15 protein-coding genes, 1 tRNA gene and 1 pseudogene are annotated in these 16,960 nt (G+C 63.5%); 5 read left to right on the forward strand and 12 right to left on the reverse strand.

The window, feature by feature from the left end:
* Positions 1 to 223: 223 nt before the first annotated feature.
* From AAFX91_RS27225 to AAFX91_RS27245, 5 genes are all read right to left on the reverse strand, one after another.
* Complete coding sequence (locus tag AAFX91_RS27225) at positions 224 to 1,312, reverse strand: TRAP transporter substrate-binding protein (protein WP_282529388.1); 1,089 nt, start codon at positions 1,310 to 1,312, stop codon at positions 224 to 226.
* A 233-nt stretch (positions 1,313 to 1,545) separates the two neighbouring features.
* The gene (locus tag AAFX91_RS27230) at positions 1,546 to 2,883 is read right to left on the reverse strand and encodes an NAD(P)H-dependent oxidoreductase (protein WP_394568694.1); all 1,338 of its coding nucleotides are present in this window, start codon (positions 2,881 to 2,883) and stop codon (positions 1,546 to 1,548) included.
* 143 nt (positions 2,884 to 3,026) lie between these two features.
* Positions 3,027 to 3,827, reverse strand: a complete 801-nt coding sequence (locus AAFX91_RS27235) for a phytanoyl-CoA dioxygenase family protein (protein ID WP_282529390.1) — start codon at positions 3,825 to 3,827, stop codon at positions 3,027 to 3,029.
* A gap of 39 nt (positions 3,828 to 3,866) precedes the next feature.
* Entirely contained in the window at positions 3,867 to 4,541 is a 675-nt protein-coding gene (locus tag AAFX91_RS27240) for a GntR family transcriptional regulator (RefSeq protein WP_394568695.1), read from the reverse strand.
* Positions 4,542 to 4,635: 94 nt separating this feature from the next.
* The gene (locus AAFX91_RS27245) at positions 4,636 to 5,502 is read right to left on the reverse strand and encodes a sigma-70 family RNA polymerase sigma factor (RefSeq protein WP_394568696.1); all 867 of its coding nucleotides are present in this window, start codon (positions 5,500 to 5,502) and stop codon (positions 4,636 to 4,638) included.
* Between the two features lie 110 nt (positions 5,503 to 5,612).
* Here AAFX91_RS27245 and AAFX91_RS27250 point away from each other — a divergent pair, with 110 nt between their 5' ends.
* Both AAFX91_RS27250 and AAFX91_RS27255 read left to right on the forward strand, forming a co-directional pair.
* Positions 5,613 to 6,068, forward strand: coding sequence for a carboxymuconolactone decarboxylase family protein (locus tag AAFX91_RS27250; protein WP_394568703.1), 456 nt, complete (start codon positions 5,613 to 5,615; stop codon positions 6,066 to 6,068).
* 337 nt (positions 6,069 to 6,405) lie between these two features.
* On the forward strand, positions 6,406 to 8,139 hold the full coding sequence (locus AAFX91_RS27255; protein ID WP_394568697.1) for an adenylate/guanylate cyclase domain-containing protein: 1,734 nt from the start codon (positions 6,406 to 6,408) through the stop codon (positions 8,137 to 8,139).
* A 153-nt stretch (positions 8,140 to 8,292) separates the two neighbouring features.
* On the opposite strand, the gene AAFX91_RS27260 is transcribed toward AAFX91_RS27255, so the two are convergent.
* The gene (locus AAFX91_RS27260) at positions 8,293 to 9,102 is read right to left on the reverse strand and encodes an alpha/beta fold hydrolase (protein WP_282529393.1); all 810 of its coding nucleotides are present in this window, start codon (positions 9,100 to 9,102) and stop codon (positions 8,293 to 8,295) included.
* A 234-nt stretch (positions 9,103 to 9,336) separates the two neighbouring features.
* On the opposite strand from AAFX91_RS27260, the pseudogene AAFX91_RS27265 reads away from it, so the two are divergent.
* Positions 9,337 to 9,880, forward strand: a pseudogene (locus AAFX91_RS27265) (methylated-DNA--[protein]-cysteine S-methyltransferase).
* 91 nt (positions 9,881 to 9,971) lie between these two features.
* Here the strand turns inward: AAFX91_RS27265 and AAFX91_RS27270 are convergent.
* The 6 genes from AAFX91_RS27270 to AAFX91_RS27295 form a co-directional block, all read right to left on the reverse strand.
* Positions 9,972 to 10,844 (reverse strand): MBL fold metallo-hydrolase, encoded by an 873-nt coding sequence (locus AAFX91_RS27270; RefSeq protein ID WP_394568698.1) that lies wholly within the window; start codon positions 10,842 to 10,844, stop codon positions 9,972 to 9,974.
* A gap of 13 nt (positions 10,845 to 10,857) precedes the next feature.
* On the reverse strand, positions 10,858 to 11,472 hold the full coding sequence (locus AAFX91_RS27275; protein WP_394568699.1) for a glutathione S-transferase: 615 nt from the start codon (positions 11,470 to 11,472) through the stop codon (positions 10,858 to 10,860).
* A gap of 127 nt (positions 11,473 to 11,599) precedes the next feature.
* Positions 11,600 to 12,442 (reverse strand): fumarylacetoacetate hydrolase family protein, encoded by an 843-nt coding sequence (locus AAFX91_RS27280; protein ID WP_394568700.1) that lies wholly within the window; start codon positions 12,440 to 12,442, stop codon positions 11,600 to 11,602.
* 186 nt (positions 12,443 to 12,628) lie between these two features.
* Positions 12,629 to 13,483, reverse strand: coding sequence for an MBL fold metallo-hydrolase (locus AAFX91_RS27285; protein WP_394568701.1), 855 nt, complete (start codon positions 13,481 to 13,483; stop codon positions 12,629 to 12,631).
* A gap of 81 nt (positions 13,484 to 13,564) precedes the next feature.
* A complete protein-coding gene (locus AAFX91_RS27290; protein ID WP_394568702.1) occupies positions 13,565 to 14,554 on the reverse strand; it encodes an NADPH:quinone reductase in 990 nt (329 codons plus the stop codon).
* A gap of 13 nt (positions 14,555 to 14,567) precedes the next feature.
* The gene (locus tag AAFX91_RS27295; protein ID WP_282529400.1) at positions 14,568 to 15,350 is read right to left on the reverse strand and encodes an SDR family oxidoreductase; all 783 of its coding nucleotides are present in this window, start codon (positions 15,348 to 15,350) and stop codon (positions 14,568 to 14,570) included.
* 149 nt (positions 15,351 to 15,499) lie between these two features.
* On the opposite strand from AAFX91_RS27295, the gene AAFX91_RS27300 reads away from it, so the two are divergent.
* Both AAFX91_RS27300 and AAFX91_RS27305 read left to right on the forward strand, forming a co-directional pair.
* Entirely contained in the window at positions 15,500 to 16,261 is a 762-nt protein-coding gene (locus AAFX91_RS27300; RefSeq protein WP_282529401.1) for an SDR family oxidoreductase, read from the forward strand.
* A gap of 309 nt (positions 16,262 to 16,570) precedes the next feature.
* Positions 16,571 to 16,647: transfer RNA gene (locus AAFX91_RS27305), tRNA-Met, on the forward strand.
* The last annotated feature ends 313 nt before the right edge of the window (positions 16,648 to 16,960 follow it).

Genomic DNA, 16,960 nt, shown 5'->3' on the forward strand with positions numbered 1-16,960 from the left:
TCGTGACGAAACAATCCACGAGATCTTCCTAGCCGACCAGATCAGCCCTCAGTGCGTGGTCGCCGGATGACGCTCACCGTAGCGCGAGCCCGGAATCCATTTCGCCATGCACTCCGCGGTTGGATGGATTCCGAGCTCGCGACTTCGTCGCGCCCCGGAATGACAGAAACCGAAAGCCCCGGAGCGTCTCCGGGGCTTTTGCTGTTTCTCGCTGATGGGTCGCTTACGTCCGCGTCCGCATCCGCATCATGAAGCTGTCAAAGCTCAATTCGGCGACCTGCATCCAGGCCAGCGATTCGTTGCGGTAGGCCGAAAGGCTTGAGTACATCTTCTTGAAGTGCGGGTTGGTCTTGGCGAGATCGGCATAGATCTCGTTCGCGGCGTTGTAGCAGCTCTCCAGCACTTCCTGCGGGAAGGGGCGGAGCTGCGCGCCGGCGACGATCAGCCGTTTGAGCGCCGGCGGGTTGACGGCGTCATATTTGCCGGTGACCCAGGTGAAGCAGTCTTCGGATGCGGCCTGGACCGCGGCCTGATAATGCTTCGGCAGGTTGTTCCACTTCTCGAGATTCATGAGGTTGTGGCCCTGGCCGGTGCCTTCCCACCAACCGGGATAATAATAGAACTTCGCGACCTTCACGAAGCCGAGCTTCTCGTCGTCATAGGGGCCGACCCATTCGGCAGCGTCGATGGTGCCCTTCTCCAGCGCCGGATAGATGTCGCCGCCAGCGATCTGCTGCGGCACCCCGCCGACCTTGGCGATGATCGTGCCAGCGAAGCCGCCGACGCGGAATTTGAGGCCCTGAAGGTCCGCCGTTGACTTGATCTCCTTGCGGAACCAGCCGCCCATCTGCGCGCCGGTCGAGCCGGTCGGAACGCTGGTGCAGCCATATTCCTTGAGCAGATCGTTGAGCAGATCCTGTCCACCGCCCCATTGCAGCCAGGAGATGTGCTGGCGCGTGTTGAGGCCGAACGGCAGCGACGTGCCGAACGTGAAGGCCGGGTTCTTGCCCCAGTAATAATAGAGCGCGGTGTTGCCCATCTCGACCGTGCCGTTCGACACGGCATCGAGCACCTGCAGGCCGGGCACGATTTCGCCGGCGGCGAACGGCTGGATCTGGAATCGGTTGTCGGTGATCTCGGCCACGCGCTTGCAGAAAAATTCGCAGCCGCCATAGAGCGTATCGAGCGCTTTCGGCCAACTCGCCGCCAGGCGCCATTTCACTTCCGGCATCGATTGCGCAACCGCGGGCGCAGCAATGGCGCTCGCGGCGAGCGAGATGCCGCCTGCCTTCAAGAACTCACGACGTTTCATTGCGTTTCCCCTCTTGGTTCTGTCGATACCTCGACGAGGGACAACGATCTTGAGTGTCGTTTTTGGCTTCGTCGGTGACCGACGCTGGATTGTGGTGATTAGGTTGGCGGGCCTTCAAAAGGCTCTTGTTCTCGGAATTCCGAAATTTCCGGTTCCGTCAGCGAGCATGACCGTTCGCCCACCGATAATCAAGCGCAATGCTCTATCGCAGTTGCGAAGCGCGCGCTCAATCTTCAGGCACGCACGCGCTCGGCGCCTGCCTTCGTCCCGCCGAACGCAGCTTCCATCGCCTTGCGCGTCTTGATCGTCTCGTTATTGGTGTCGATCTCGACATCGCTCCAGCGCACCACGGCGCCATGCGCGATATTGTTCTTCAGCTTCACGCGATGGGCGAGCCCGATCGGCAATGCGCCGGCGGCAAGGCTCGCTTGTGCCGGCATCAGCTTGCCCCACACCGTGTAGCCGCCTTCGCCATCGAGCTCTTCGCCCGCACGCAGATCGCGTTTGGCGACTGCGGCGACATCGCCGCGAAAACCATGCGGCTGGCCGGTTGGCTCATTGCGTAATGCTGCCGACAGGACCGAAATGTTCAACTCCAGTCCGATCAGATGATAGGGCTTGTACATCGCCGCATAGCGGCCGGAGGCGTCGGTCTTCAGCCCGTATTGCTTGAAGCAATCGGCGGCATAATCGTTCGGCGCTTCCAGCACGACATAGACGCCCCAGCGCAGGTCGCGGAAGACGGGACGGCCGTCGCGCTCGATCGACGACACCACTTCCACCACGCCCGACTTCTTCAGCACGCCGCCTTTCTCGCGCGGCCGCAAGATATGCGGGAGATCGTCGACGCCGCATGGCGGAAACAAGAGGCCGTCGGAGGGCACGTCGAGGCCGGTGGCGTTCGCAATCGCTGCCATCTCGATCGCGGATTTGGTGCCGTCGAGGAAGGAGTTGAACATCTGCGGGTTCATGCCGGCGGATTGCGCGTCGCCGGCGGTGAGGCCGTAATGACTCCAGACGCCTTCCGGCGTCACGTCGTGATAGGCCGGCAGATACTTCGTGCCCTTGCCGGCGGCGACGACGCGAAAGCCGGTGGCGCGCGCCCAATCGACCATTTCGGCCGTCAGCGCCGGCTGGTCGCCATAGGCGAGCGAATAGACCACGCCGGCCTTGCGGGCTTCTTCCGCAAGCAGCGGGCCCGCCAGCACGTCGGCCTCGACATTGACCATGACGACGTGCTTGCCGGCCGCAATCGCCGCGCGCGCGTGTTTGATGCCGACCGCAGGATTGCCGGTCGCCTCCACCACCACATCGATCGGGCCGCCGGCAATCGCGCGTACGCCGTCATCGGTGAACGTCGTGGCCTTGATCCGATCATCGTCCCAACCGACGGTGCGGCACGCCTCGCGTGCGCGGTCGCGGTCGAGATCGATGATGATGGGCACCTCCAGCCCCGGCGTATGCGGCACCTGCGACAGGAACATCGAGCCGAACTTTCCGGCGCCGATCAGCGCCACGCGAACCGGCTTGCCGGCGGCGGCGCGGGCTTTGAGGAGGTGATGGAGGTTCATGGCGGGATATCCGATGATCGTTGTTTTCGTCATTCCGGGGCACGCGAAGCGTGAACCCGGAATCCATCGGGCCGCATGCGCGAGCGGAGAAATGGATTCCGGGCTCGACGCTACGCGTCGCCCCGGAATGACAGTGTGAGAGACTACTCCGCCGCCTGTCGCGGCGCACGCGCGAGCCGCACCAGCGCGTCGTCTGCGACCGTCTGGATCGGCGTGAAATCGCGGTGGGCGATGTATTCCGGCCGCGTCGGGGTGCGGATGTAGTTCGAGACCGCGTTCAGCGTCAGATAGACGATCTTGCGCGGATAGGGCGTGATGTTGCCGCTCGATCCGTGGACGAGATTGCCGTGGAACATCAGCATGCCGCCGGGCTTGCCGGTCGGCGCGACAATGCCGCCGTCCTTCACCAAGCGCGTCACGGTCTCCTCGTCCAGCGTCCACAGCGGATAGGAGGTGGTCTGAAGGTCATGGGCGGCCTTGAGGTCGCCGGCGTGGTGGCTCTTCGGCACCAGCATCAAGGGGCCGTTGATCGGCATCACTTCGTCGAGGAAGATCGCGATGTTCATCGCACGCGGCTCCGGCATGCCGTCGTCGCGCTTCCAGGTGCCGTAATCCTGATGCCATTGCCAGACGTCGCCGGTGAAGGCCGCTTTCGCATTGATCTTGAACTGATGCATGTAGACCTTCTCGCCGAAGATCTGCTCGATCGGGTCGATCATGCGCGGATGTGCGCCGAGGGCGCCGAAAGCCTCGTTATAGAGATGCGCGGCAAAGGCGGTGCGCGGCGCGCCGCTCTTTTCGCGCCATACCTCGGGGCGGTTGGCGTCGTAGATGTTCATCGCCTCGCGGGCGAGGAAATCTACCTCTTCCTGGCTGAACAATTCGGGCAGGAACAGCCAGCCCTCGCGGTTGAAGAATTCGATCTGCTCTGGCGTCAGTTTCATGGTGCTTCCTCCTTTTGGTTTTCTTTGACGGCGCGCCGATCACGCCGCGACGTCGGTCGCTCTCAGTCTTTCCTCAGTCATCCGGCCTGCCATCTGCGCATGCGCAAGGGCTGCGGCCTCGGCCGCCCTTGCGTTGCCGGCAAGGACATGTGCGGCGATCTGCTCATGCTCGGCCCAGGCGCTCTCGCGATAGTCGAGCTCGGCGAGCACAGTCGCCATCGAGCGGCGCATATGCGCCCATTGCGGAGCGATCATCTCCTCGATCGCGGGATTGCCTGACAGCGCGTAGATCGCGCTGTGGAAGTCGACATCGCGCGCGATCAGTTCTGCGAGCGGCGTGTGCGCGTCGCTCGCGCGGCCGGCGGTAAGCGCCGCTTCGAGCCGCCCGCGGCCGGTGGCATCCGTTCTGCTGCGCCCGGCGGCGAGCAGCGCCGCCAGCGCGTCGATCGCGCCGCGGACTTCGTAGAGTTGGCGGATGCGCTGCGGATCGAGCTGGGTCACCTCGAAGCCGCGGCGGCCGCTCTCGGCGACCAATCCCTGCCGGTGCAACAGATGCAGCGCATGCGACACCGGCTGGCGCGACACGCCAAGCTTCTCGGCAAGCTCGTTCTGGGTGATCCGCTGCCCGGGCGGCAGCGTGCGGTCGATGATCGCCTCCAGGATCCGCGCATAGACCTGGTCGATCAGGTTGGGTAGCGGCTCGAGCGGGAGCATTACCGGGCGTTTCCTTCGGAATACGGAATTCCGTATTCGGAAAGGCTACCCCCGGCCCTAGATGCAGTCAAGGCGAAACCTGGCTGCCCTCAGCCTAGTTGCTCGGAGGCATCTCGATGTCGAACGCCGCGATCCGCTCCGCATTGGCAACGGCCTCGAACGCCGTGATCCTGTCGCCCGCAATGGTGAACTGCAGCACGATCCGCAGTTGCCCGTCGAGAATGACCGCCAGCGCCGGGGCGCCATCGACCAGTGCCGGCTTTGCAGCCTGCGCCCGTCCCTTGAAGGTCTCGGCAACCGCCGTCGCGCCGCGGATTTCCGCCAGCGATCCCAATCGCTGCGCTGCAGCGTCGGCGCGGAACACGACACCGGGATCGAGCACTGCGAGCAGGCCTTCGAAATCGCCGTCGCGCGAGGCCGCAAGGAATGCCTCGACGATCCGGCGCTGCCGCGGCGCATCGCCATCGGCGGCCTCGCGGGAGCCCTGCACGCGGCGCCGGGCACGGCTTGCAAGCTGGCGCGCCGCCGCCGGCGTGCGGCCGACGATCGGCGCGATCTCCTCGAAGGGGACGGCGAACATGTCGTGCAGCACGAAAGCGAGCCGCTCGGCCGGCGCGAGCGCATCCAGCACCACCAGCAGCGCCGCGCCGACGGAATCGGCCATCTCGGCGTCGCGCTCATGCATATCGTGCGCGGCCGGCTCGGGCACATGCGGGCCCATCGGGTCCTCGCGGCGCGCCTTGCGCGCGCGCAGCATGTCGAGGCAGACACGGGCGATCACGGTGGTCAGCCAGCCTCCCAGATTTTCGACCGCGGAGGCATCGGTGCGGCTCAGCCGCAGCCAGGTCTCCTGCACGGCGTCGTCGACCTCGCTCGTTGAGCCGAGCATGCGGTAGGCCACTGCGCGGAGATCGGCCCGGTTGGTCTCGAATTGCGCAGCCAGAAAATTTTTCTCGTCCATCGGTCACACTCTCCATCTCGCGTCCGTCATGGCCATGACGAAGCAAATCCGGCCGGTGTGACAGCAAATCGGCTGGACTGCGTCAAAGCCAACGGCATGGAGAACAAATGATGCAAGCCCGCATGAACCACCCCGTGATGGTCATTCCCGAGGCCATGAAGACGATGCAGACGCTCAGCAACCTGCCGCACGGCAGCCTGCCCGAGAAACTGCTCGAACTCGTGCACCTGCGCGCCAGCCAGATCAACGGCTGCAGCGTCTGCGTCGACATGCATCCGAAACTCGCGAAGAGGGCTGGGGAAACGGACGAGCGGCTGTTCTGCGTCGCTGCCTGGCGCGATGCGCCCTATTTCACCGACGCCGAGCGTGCCGCGCTTGCGCTGACGGAATCGCTGACCCGGCTTAGCGATCGCGAGGAGGGGGTGCCGGATGCGATCTGGCGCGAGGCCGACAAGCATTTCAACGAAAAGGAGTTGGCGTCCCTGATCCTTGCGATCGCCGTCATCAACGTCTGGAATCGCCTTAACGTCGCCGTCCGCCAGCCGGTCGGCGCGTGGAAGATGTGATCGCCACGCCTCCCGCCTCTTTCCCTTGGAGAGAGGCCGTCTGAACATTGCATCGGTCGGTGTCGAGCTTCTCCGAAGCCTCCTCACCGGCCGCATCGCCTTTTCCTGAATTCATTATTGAGCACTTAAGGCCTGCGCAGAAAAAGCCCGCCAATCCCGGTGACGCTGAAAACGACACCTAATCCAGTCTCTGGAACTGTGCTACATTCGCGAAGGCTGATCAGACGCTTGGGTTGGCCAAGTCGGTTGGCCTCGTCTCGATCGGCCCTGTTTCCCATTCTCGCGTCATCCCGTTCTTACTTTGAAGATTCCGCCTGTCATGTCAGAGCGCCGATTAATGCTGCAACCGACAATCAGAAACCGAATCCTTGGCATTGCCATGGGGCTGATCGTGCTGATGGCCATCATCTCGGTGTTGTCGACGGTGATGGCAAGGAGGATCGCCCACCAGCTCGATGAGCTGACGACGAAATATGTTGAGGCTTACGGTCATCTGGCGCGGATGAATGTCCGTTCGCTTGAGCAGGCATTGGCTCTCCGCAGGATGGTGATCGCAAGCATGCAATCGCCACCGGACCAGGCTGCAGTGGCCGAGCAGCAGAAAGTCTACGAGGCGAAGGGCCTGGAAGTCGATCAGGAAGCGAAGACCGCGCGTGGCCTCGTCAACGCGATCATCGCGGATCTTTCCACCGAATCCGACAACGCGAGGCTGGGCCGGATCGACGATCGAATTGAGACGCTGAATAGCGACCTCCGCCGCTATCTGGGTGAGGAGCACAAACGGCTGCTGCCGTTGCTCGAAGCCGGCAATCTTGCCGAAGTCAATGCCAGTCTTGCTCGCACCGAAGCCCTGCGCAATGAACTCAACCAGAGAGTGGATGAGGTTCGCGGGGAGATGCTGGCGCAGGTGCGCGCCGACGCCGCGGTGACGATGAAGGATCAGCAAAGGTCGATTTTGGCCTCCGTCATTCTGACGGCACTTGCCGCGATACTGGGCCTGCTCTTTTCGTTCTTCGTAAGCACCGGCATCACGCGGCCGGTCAGGCGCTTGCTGGAAGGGACCCGCGCGGTCGAAGCCGGCCGGCTCGATGGCTCGATCGACGTCACGACCCGGGACGAGATCGGCCAGCTAACGGCGGCGTTCAACAAGATGGTCGAGCAATTGCGCCACAAGGAGCGGATGCGCGAGACCTTCGGCAGATATATCGACCCGCGGGTCGTGGAGGGATTGATTGAAAGACAATCTTTGACCGCGGCCGACGGTCAGCGCCGTGTCATGACCGTGCTGTTCTGCGACATGAAGGGCTTTACCAGCCTCAGCGAAGGAATGACGCCGCAGGGATTGGTCAAGGTGATGAATCACTACCTCTCGACCATGTCCGGCCCGATCCGCAGTCATCAGGGGATCATCGACAAATATATCGGTGATGCGATCATGGCCTATTGGGGCCCGCCATTCAACGAGGATGGCGAACAAGCGCGGCTTGCCTGCCTTGCCGCCATCGACATGGCCGATCGCGGTACGGCTTTGCGGACGGAATTGCCCGAGCTGCTTGGCGTGCGGTCGGTACCGAGTGAATGCGACGTTCGCATCGGGGTTGCGACCGGCGAGGTGCTGGTGGGAAGCATCGGCTCGGAATTCATGATGAGCTACACCGTCATGGGCGACGCGGTGAACCTTGCCTCGCGCCTGGAGGGCGTGAACAAGATATACGGAAGCCATGCCCTGGTTTCCGAAGCGACCGTGAAAGCGACCGCCGATGCGATCGAGTTTCGCGAGGTCGATCGGCTGGTCGTCGTTGGCCAAACGCGGCCGGTTACGGTGTTCGAGATCATCGGGCGCAAGGGCGAGCTGAGCCCGGCGCAATTGTCATTGTTGAAGCGATATTCCGACGGACTTGCCGCTTATCGCGCCCGACATTGGGACGACGCGCTCCAGGCCTTCAAGGAAGCACTTGAAGCGGTTCCCGCCGACGGGCCATCAATGACCTTTGTCAAACGCATCGACGGCTTCAAGATAGATCCGCCCGCCGATGCCTGGGATGGCTCGTGGTATCTCGATCACAAGTGATGCGCCTCTCCACTCGTCATTGCGAGCCACCGGGTCGGCGCGCAGCGCCGCCCGATGACAGGCTCCGCGAAGCAATCCATGCCTCAGCGACCCGAGAAATGGATTGCTTCGCTGCGCTCGCAATGACGTGGCGGCGGCGGAGATGAGCGGCAGTCACTCCGCCAGAAAGTCCAGCACGATCTCGCAATAGCGCTGCGGCGCCTGCTCGAACATCGGATGCGTCGTGCCCGGGATCATCTCGGTGCGCGAACCCTTCACATGGGCCGCCAGCGTGTGCAGCACCTTCGGCAGCGCGCCTCTGGTGTTGGCGCCACCGATGAACAGCGTCGGCGTCCGGATCGCTTCGGCGTCCGCCTTCGAGAACGGCGGACGCTTGTCGCTTGTCTGGCCAATCAGCGTCGTCGCGTTGTCGCGCAACGGCTCTTTCACTGCCGCCGGCAACCGCTTCCAGGCGCCGGGGCCTTCCAGCGCGTCGATGAAAATCTGCAGCCCGCCATCGATATCGCCCTTGGCGATGATTTCCGCGGAGGCGGCGATCCGCGCCGCCAGCGGCGAGGGGCCCGGCTTGAACTCGGGATCGAGCGTTTCATCCAGTTCGCCGCCGGGCTCGGCCAGGATCAGTTTGCGCAACAGATCCGGCCGCCGCTGCGCGACGCGGAAGGAGATGTGTCCGCCGCGCGAGTGGCCCATCAGGTCGACCGGCTTCGGCTCGATCTGCTCGAGGAAGGCGATGACGTCTTCGACGTGCTGGGCAATCGAATAGGTGTCGCCGACACCGTCCCAGCGGTCGGGGAAGAAGTGCCGCAGGCTGACTGCAATCACGCGGTGCTTGCGCGACAGAAGTCCCAGCGTCGCCGACCAGATGCGGAAATCGCAGAGCGAGCCGTGCACGCACACCAATGGCGGCCCTTCGCCTACTTCGAGATAGGCCATGTCGTATCCGTTGACGCGAAGGGTTTGCATGCAGGGGCTCGTGGAAGCTGAAGGGACGGCCCATGATTCCATGGAAGGCAGGCGCTGCCCATGCCCGAAAACGCGGGGCGGAAGTCTCGCTTTTTCAAGTGGATGCCGCCGATCCGGTATTGCCGATGCCTCGGGTTCCGGCCAGGATTCGGGTGGTTAGCAATATTCGCCAAGCCTAGATTCCGCGACAAGGATCAAGCTCCTACATGGAGCAAAGCGGATATGGAGCAAGCCATGACCGAGCAGCATTTTGCGATCTTCGACACCGTGATCGGCGCTTGCGGCGTAGTGTGGGGCGAGCGCGGCATCACCGGCGTGCAATTGCCGATGGGGAGCGAGGAAAAGACCCGCAAGCGCATCCAGCAGCGGAGCGACGAGATGACGGAAGCCACGCCGCCCGCGGACGTGAGACGTGCGATCGAGGCCATGACCGAACTGCTCGCGGGCAAACCGAACGACCTTGCTGAGGTCGTGCTCGACCTCGACGGCGTCCCGGCGTTCAACCGCGGCGTCTATGACATCGCGCGCAGGATACCGCCGGGCAAGACCATGACCTATGGCGACATCGCCAAGCAGCTTGGCGGCGTCGAGCTGTCGCGCGACGTCGGCCAGGCGCTCGGCCGCAACCCCGTGCCCAATCGTCGTGCCCTGCCATCGCGTGCTCGCGGCCGGCGACAAGCCCGGCGGCTTCTCGGCGAATGGTGGCGTGGTGACGAAGCTGAAGATGCTCGAGATCGAGGGCGCCATCGTCAACCACACGCCGAGCTTGTTTGATTGAGCAAATCGTAGGGTGGGCAAAGCACAGCGTGCCCACCATCACGGCGGAGTCTCTAACGGTGGGCACGCTGCGCTTTGCCCACCCTACGCGGCTAAGCGAGCGTCTCGCACCTAAACCCGTCGCCTCTGCGCCGGATCTTGCCGAGCGAGGGCGAGGGGAAATGCGCGGTGCAGCAGAGCGTGTCGGTGTCGCAATAGCGCTCCAGGAAACTGCGCCGCGTCCGCGCCGCCTGCGCCTGGTCGACATCGAACTTCGCCGACAGTTCCGGATAGTGCGTCTGCAGCGGCGAGTGCATGAGATCGCCGGAGAACACGGCGTCGTCCTTGCCGCGCCCAAGGGTGAAGGCGACATGGCCCGGCGTGTGTCCGGGCGTCGGCAGGATGCGTGCGTGGTCGCCGATGGCGAAATCATTGGTCACGATCGCCTCGCGCTTTGACTCCAGGATCGGCAGCACGCTGTCGACGAAGGCCGGCACCTCGCTCTTTTCGTTTTGCGTGGTCCAGTAGTCGAACTCGCTTCTTGCAAAGACGTAGCGCGCCCTCGGGAAGGTCGGCACCCAGCGGCCGTTTTCCAGTCGCGTGTTCCAGCCGACATGGTCGACATGCAGATGCGTGCACAAGACGTAGTCGATGTCTTCGACCGAGAACCCGGCCGCGGCGAGGCCGCGCATATAGGTGTCGTCGGTCTTCATGTTCCATTTCGGCCGCTGCGGGCGCGGCTTGTCGTTGCCGATGCAGCTATCGATCAGGATGGTGTGATGCGGCGTCTTCACGACATAGGACTGGAAGCACAGGAGCAGTACGTCGCTATCATCGAGCGCCTTGGCCTCACGCATCCAGGCCCGGTTCTCGGCCAGCACTTCCGGCGTCAGGCCGGGCAGCATGTCCAGCGCCGGCAGGAACGCCGTCTCCTGCTCGATGACGCGGTGGATGGTGAGGTCGCCGATCGAGAAAGTGAGGCTCATGGCAGACTCCGCTTCAGGCTGGCGGCACCGAGATCTTGACTGACGGCCGCTCCGGCATCTTCTGGTTGAACGCATCAAGCTTCGGATGGGCCTTGCGCCAGCCGCAGTCGGGGAAGCGGAGGTCGGCATAGCCGAGCACGCAAACCAGTCCGATCTGGGCGACGTTGAACGGCCCGGAAAGCACATCCTCCCGCCGCTCGAACCGCGCCATGCCGGCCCAGGCCCGGTTCCAATGGTCGTCATACCAGGCCTGCCACTGCGAGCCCTGCGGTCGCACGATCTTTTCGTAGCGGCACAACAGCATGGAATCGAGCATGCCCTGCAGCAGCGAGTGATCGGTCTTCGCCTTCCAGCGCGCCGGTCCGGACGAGGGAATCAATTTGCCGCCGCCGGCGAGATCGTCGAGATATTCGACAATGACATAGGAATCGAGGATGACGTCGCCGTCATCGAGGATCAGCACCGGGAGCTTCTTCAGCGGGTTGATATCGCGCGTATAGGCGTCGTTCGCGGTGCCTGGCGCGACCGCGGTGGGGACCAGTTCGATCTTGTCGATCAGCCCGGTCTCGATCGCAGCGATGCGCACCTTGCGGGCAAACAGCGAGGCGGGCGAGAACGTAAGCTTCATGGGGATGCCTCTTGAACCGTAGGGTGAGCAAGGCGAAGCGTGCCCACCATTAGCAACTGCGCTCGTGATGGTGGGCACGCTTCGCTTTGCCCACCCTACGCGGCTCCTCAGGACGAGGCGGCGGCCGTTACGCCGCGACGATCTCCTGGCGCTGCTCGCCGAGGCTCTCGATGCCCAGCGTCACGACGTCGCCGACATTGAGGTATTGCGGCGGCTTCATGCCGGTGCCGACGCCGGGCGGGGTGCCGGTCGTGACGATGTCGCCGGGCAACAGCGTCATGAACTGCGAGACGTAGGAGATGCACTTCGCCATCGAGAAGATCATGGTCGAAGTGGAGCCGGTCTGCCGGCGCTGGCCGTTGACGTCGAGCCACATCGAGAGGCTCTGCACGTTTGGAATCTCGTCCTTGGTGACGAGCCAGGGGCCGAGCGGGCCGAAGGTGTCGTGCGACTTGCCCTTGGTCCACTGTCCCAGACGCTCGATCTGGAAATTGCGCTCGGAGACGTCGTTGCAGACGCAATAGCCGGCGACATGGTTCAACGCATCGGCCTCGGAGACATATTTGGCGCGGGTGCCGATGATGGCGGCGATCTCCACTTCCCAATCGAGCTTGGTCGAGCCGCGCGGCTTCTCCACGGCGTCGTTCGGGCCAGAGAGGGCGGTGTTGGCCTTCAGGAAGAAGATCGGCTCGGACGGAATGGGATTGCCGGTTTCCTTGGCATGGTCGGTGTAGTTCAGCCCGATCGCGACGAATTTCGAGATGCCGGTGACCGGCGCGCCGAAGCGCGGGTTGCCGGGAACAGCAGGCAGCTTGGACGGATCGAGCGCGGCCAGCTTGGCCAGGGATTCCGGCGAATAGGCCTCGCCGGTGAGGTCCTTCAGATGCGCCGACAGGTCGCGCAACTGGCCGGATTTGTCGATCAGGCCGGGCTTTTCCTCACCCTTCGCGCCGTAACGAACAAGCTTCATTTTTGATCACTCCCTACAGGGGTTTTTGGGCTTTACGGACTTAGGACGCTTCATGGAGCAGCGCGGGGCGAAATTCAACTGCCGAAAACGGGAAGCGGGTAGGTAGGATGGGCAAAGGCGCACTTGCGCCGTGCCCACCATCAAACGCCTCGCTCGCAATGGTGGGCACGCTGCGCTTTGCCCACCCTACGCATTGTCCAGAGCGATGAACTTGAAGGCTTCCCCCTCGCGCTTGATGTGACCGGCGGTGAAATGGCCGCCGATCACCAGCGTCGGCGTGTCGGCAAAGCGGGAGAACAATTCGCGCCGCGTCACCGCCGATTGCTTGTGGTCCGAATCCGCCGTCGAGGACCAGTCCGGATGGGCCATCTGGCAGGGATGGTGGGCGACGTCGCCGGTGAGCAGCGCTTCCTCGCCGTCGGAGCGGATGTGGATGCTCATATGGCCCGGGCTGTGGCCGGGCGTCGGGATCAGCGTGATCTCCTCCGTCAGGCGGTGGTCGGAAGGCACGAGATCGGCCCTGTCGGCATCCGCGATCGGCTTCACGGAATCCGTGAATACCGCGATGTTGTCGGGCGATTTGCCGTGGTCGCGCCAATGCTCGAATTCGGTCCGGCCGAACACGTAGCGGGCGTTGGAGAAGGTCGGCACCCATGCGCCGTCGACGAGTTTCGTGTTCCAGCCGACATGGTCGACATGCAGGTGCGTGCACAGCACGGTGTCGATGCTATCGGGGGGAAAGCCCGCCGCGGTCAGCGTCTCCAGGAAGGGATGCTTGCGGTTGTTCCAGCTCGGCACGTTGCGGCCCTGCTTGTCATTGCCGAGCCCGGTGTCGACGATGATCCGCCGTGTCGGCGTCTCCACCAGCAGCGAATGGATCGACATTTTCAGCCGGCCTTCGTCGGTGGCAAAATGCGGTATGAGCCAGGGCAGCTTCTGGACTTCTTCGTTGGTCGCGAGCGGCAGGATGAAACGGGTGTGCCCGACCGTCTCCAATTCGACGACCTTCGTGATCTTGACCCTGCCTACTTTCCATTCCATCCCACCGCTTCCTTCTTTTGAGCATGATCTTTTCGGAAGATCGGTACCCACTTTTCCCGATCACGCTCTCCCGATCAGGCTCTAACGAGCGCAATCAACGATAACGGTGCCGAGCTTGTCTCCCTTCTCGACCGCGAGGTGAGCCTGTGCCGTCTCCGACAGCGCAAACTGGCCGGCGATGTTGTGAAGGCGCGGTCCGGCGGCGAGCCATTTCGTGATGTCGGCTTGAGCTGCGGCGAGCAACGGCGGCGGCAGCGCGAACAGCACCAGCGCGCGCAAGGCGATGCACTTCTCCATCAATTCGCGCATCGGCACGACGGGGTTGCGGTTGCCGTTGGTGGCGTAGACGGCGATCGTGGAATTGACCGCCATCAGCTTCAGCGTAGCAGCGAGATTGCCGCCGAAATCGACATCGACCACGCGGTCGACGCCGCGTTGATGAGTGAAGGCCATCGCCTTCGCAACGACATCTTCCTCTTTGTAGTTGATCACGAGATCGGCGCCCGCGCGCCGCGCCTGCTCGGCCTTGTGTGATGAGCTGACGGTTGCGATCACCTCGGCGCCGCCCCATTTCGCCAGTTGCACGGCATAATGGCCGACCGCGCCGGCGCCGCCGGTGACCAGCACCGTCTTGCCCACGATCGGCCCGTCCGCAAACAGGCAGCACCACGCGGTCATGCCGGGGATGCCGAGAGTGGCGCCTTCCGCGAATGAGAGATGATCCGGCAGCGGCGTCACCAGGTGCTCGGCGAGGGTGATATATTCCGCGGCGGTGCCAAAGGCGCGGCCGTTGCGCTGGCCGTTGAACAGCCAGACCCGGTCACCGACCTTGAACCGCTTCACGCCGTCGCCGACCTGGTCGATGATCCCGGCGCCATCGCTGTTCGGGATCACGCGTGGATATTCCATCGCTCGATAATTGCCGCCGCGGCGGCCGACATCGGCGGGATTGACGCCGGAGCCCTCCAGGCGGATCCGCACCTCGCCTGCAGCCGCCACCGGCGTCGGCATCTCGCCGAAGGTCAGGACCTCTGCCGCCGGCCCTGTCCGCTCGTACCAGACCGCTCTCACAGCGTGACCATCTTCACAGCGTGCCCGGGAAGGCGCCGCCGTCGAGCAGGATGTTCTGGCCGGTGATGAAGCCGGCCCTGGCGCCGCACAGGAACGCGCAGGCGTAGCCGAACTCCTCGGGATCGCCGAAGCGGCCGGCGGGATTGAGCTTGGCGCGCTCGGCCAGCACTTGCTGGGGGGTGATGCCGCGCTTCTCGGCTTCCGGTTTCGCGGTGCCGAGCAGGCGGTCGGTCTCGAACGGCCCCGGCAGCAGCGCATTGATGGTGACGTTGTTGATGACGGTCTTGCGTGAGAGGCCCGCGACGAAGCCGGTAAGGCCGGCGCGCGCACCGTTGGAAAGTCCCAAAATCTCGATCGGCGCCTTCACCGCGGCGGAGGTGATGTTGACGATGCGGCCGAATTTCCGTGCCATCATGCCGTCGACGGTGGCCTTGATCAGCTCGATCGGGGTCAGCATGTTGGCGTCGATCGCCTTGATCCAGTCGTCGCGGGTCCAGTTGCGGAAATCGCCGGGCGGCGGACCGCCGGCATTGTTGATCAGGATGTCCGGTTCCGGGCAGGCCTTCAGCACAGCCTCGCGGCCCGCGGGCGTCGTGATGTCGCCGACGATCTCAGTGACGGTGACGTCGGGATGCGCTTTGCGAATCTCGTCGGCGGTCTTCTTCAGCGCTTCCGCGCCGCGCGCCGTCAAGGTGACATGGACGCCCTCATTGGCGAGCGCGATGGCGCAGGCGCGGCCCAGACCCTTGCTCGAGGCGCAGACGATGGCGCGGCGCCCTTTGATCTCAAGATCCACTGTTTCACTCCCGTGATGTCAGGTGGTTTCTAGAATGTTCGATGGGACCACTTTAGCCAACGCCGCGCGGCCTGATAAGTCCTGCGGCGTTGCGCCTGCCGAAATCGTAGGTATCAATGCGCGCATATCAGGTTCTAGGAAACGTACCCATGTCCGATCTGTTCGATGTCAGCCAGGAAACCATCTTGATCACCGGCGCAAGCCAGGGGCTGGGGCGGCAATTCGCCCGCGTCCTTTCCGCGCATGGCGCCGCCGTCGTCCTGGCGGCACGGCAGACCGGCAAGCTGAAGAGCCTGGAGGAGGAGATCAGGGGCAAGGGCGGCCGCGCGAGCGCGGTGCAGATGGACGTCACCGACATCGGTAGCATCGGCAAGGCGCTGGATGCCGCGGAAGCCGCATTCGGTCCGGTCAGCGTGCTGATCAACAATGCCGGCATCGCCATCGAGAAATTGTCGACCGAGCAGACCGAGGCGGATTGGGACGCCGTGATCAACGCCAATCTCAAGGGCGCCTATTTTCTGGCGACCGAACTGGCGCGGCGGATGATGGCGCGCAAGCAGGAGGGCAACATCGTCAATATCGCCTCCGTGCTCGGCCTCGGCGTGATGAAATTCCTCTCGCCCTACACGGTCTCGAAGGCCGGCATCATCCAGGCCACCAAGGTGATGGCGCTGGAGCTCGCCGGCAACAACATCCGCATCAACGCGCTGGCGCCCGGCTATATCGACACCGAGATGAACCACGATTTCTGGGCGACGCCGGCCGGCGAGAAACTGACAAAACGGATTCCGCAGCGCCGGGTCGGCGCCGAATCCGACCTCGACGGCGCGATCCTGCTGCTGGCCTCAAAAGCCTCGCGCTACATGACCGGCACTGTGGTGACGGTCGACGGCGGGTTCTTGCTGAACTGAGCCATCACCCGGCCGTCCTCTGATTCTCTTGGTCCGAGGCTCCCCTTTTGCGGCCTTTTCGGCAAGGGAGGTTCCAAACGCCCGATTCGCGCACGAATCCTGTTAATTTGGCCGTCACAAAACCTCAAAAAACCTGTGCCGAAGGGCTTTCCAAAGCGGATCAGCATTGATACATACGCCTCGCGCCCGGTTGCCCTCGGCCCCGGGTCGCCTTCTCAGGAAGTTTTCGAACGGATCGAGCGGCGCCCTTCCAAGCGTTGTCCGCTTCACGTTCGGCCTCTCTCCATGCAAGGCGGAAATCCGGTTTAACGCGGGGTGGAGCAGCCCGGTAGCTCGTCAGGCTCATAACCTGAAGGTCATAGGTTCAAATCCTATCCCCGCAACCAAGTTGGTAGAAAGCCCCAGCAATCTCAGTTGATTGCTGGGGCTTTCTTTTTGATGACCCGAATAGCCTCGATCGCCCGGCTGGCAGGTTCAAGGCCGCTCCGGCCAGCGTTCGTGGCTCCATGGGAAGAGCGACGCCGGGAAATCGGCGGCATAGCGATGACCTATCGGCGTGCGGGCCCCCCCTTGTGGAGGATTCGGGTAGGCAATTGTTTGCACAGTATTGAGGACCCTATTCAGCTAGGCCGTGTGGACAGTTACCTTATCCAGAGCAGAGTGGCGGCAATGGCGACGACGGCGAAGTAGTTTCGCGCG

The organism is Bradyrhizobium sp. 31Argb (assembly GCF_043638955.1).
GTDB lineage: Bacteria > Pseudomonadota > Alphaproteobacteria > Rhizobiales > Xanthobacteraceae > Bradyrhizobium.

Coding starts and splice junctions, on each gene's coding strand:
- AAFX91_RS27235 (WP_282529390.1), bottom strand. CDS start 3,827: ATGAAACTGACGCCAGAGCAGATCGAATTCTTCAACCGCGAGGGCTGG.
- AAFX91_RS27260 (WP_282529393.1), bottom strand. CDS start 9,102: ATGCAAACCCTTCGCGTCAACGGATACGACATGGCCTATCTCGAAGTA.
- AAFX91_RS27285 (WP_394568701.1), bottom strand. CDS start 13,483: ATGGAATGGAAAGTAGGCAGGGTCAAGATCACGAAGGTCGTCGAATTG.
- AAFX91_RS27245 (WP_394568696.1), bottom strand. CDS start 5,502: ATGGACGAGAAAAATTTTCTGGCTGCGCAATTCGAGACCAACCGGGCC.
- AAFX91_RS27225 (WP_282529388.1), bottom strand. CDS start 1,312: ATGAAACGTCGTGAGTTCTTGAAGGCAGGCGGCATCTCGCTCGCCGCG.
- AAFX91_RS27300 (WP_282529401.1), top strand. CDS start 15,500: ATGTCCGATCTGTTCGATGTCAGCCAGGAAACCATCTTGATCACCGGC.
- AAFX91_RS27240 (WP_394568695.1), bottom strand. CDS start 4,541: ATGCTCCCGCTCGAGCCGCTACCCAACCTGATCGACCAGGTCTATGCG.
- AAFX91_RS27230 (WP_394568694.1), bottom strand. CDS start 2,883: ATGAACCTCCATCACCTCCTCAAAGCCCGCGCCGCCGCCGGCAAGCCG.
- AAFX91_RS27270 (WP_394568698.1), bottom strand. CDS start 10,844: ATGAGCCTCACTTTCTCGATCGGCGACCTCACCATCCACCGCGTCATC.
- AAFX91_RS27275 (WP_394568699.1), bottom strand. CDS start 11,472: ATGAAGCTTACGTTCTCGCCCGCCTCGCTGTTTGCCCGCAAGGTGCGC.
- AAFX91_RS27255 (WP_394568697.1), top strand. CDS start 6,406: ATGCTGCAACCGACAATCAGAAACCGAATCCTTGGCATTGCCATGGGG.
- AAFX91_RS27250 (WP_394568703.1), top strand. CDS start 5,613: ATGCAAGCCCGCATGAACCACCCCGTGATGGTCATTCCCGAGGCCATG.
- AAFX91_RS27280 (WP_394568700.1), bottom strand. CDS start 12,442: ATGAAGCTTGTTCGTTACGGCGCGAAGGGTGAGGAAAAGCCCGGCCTG.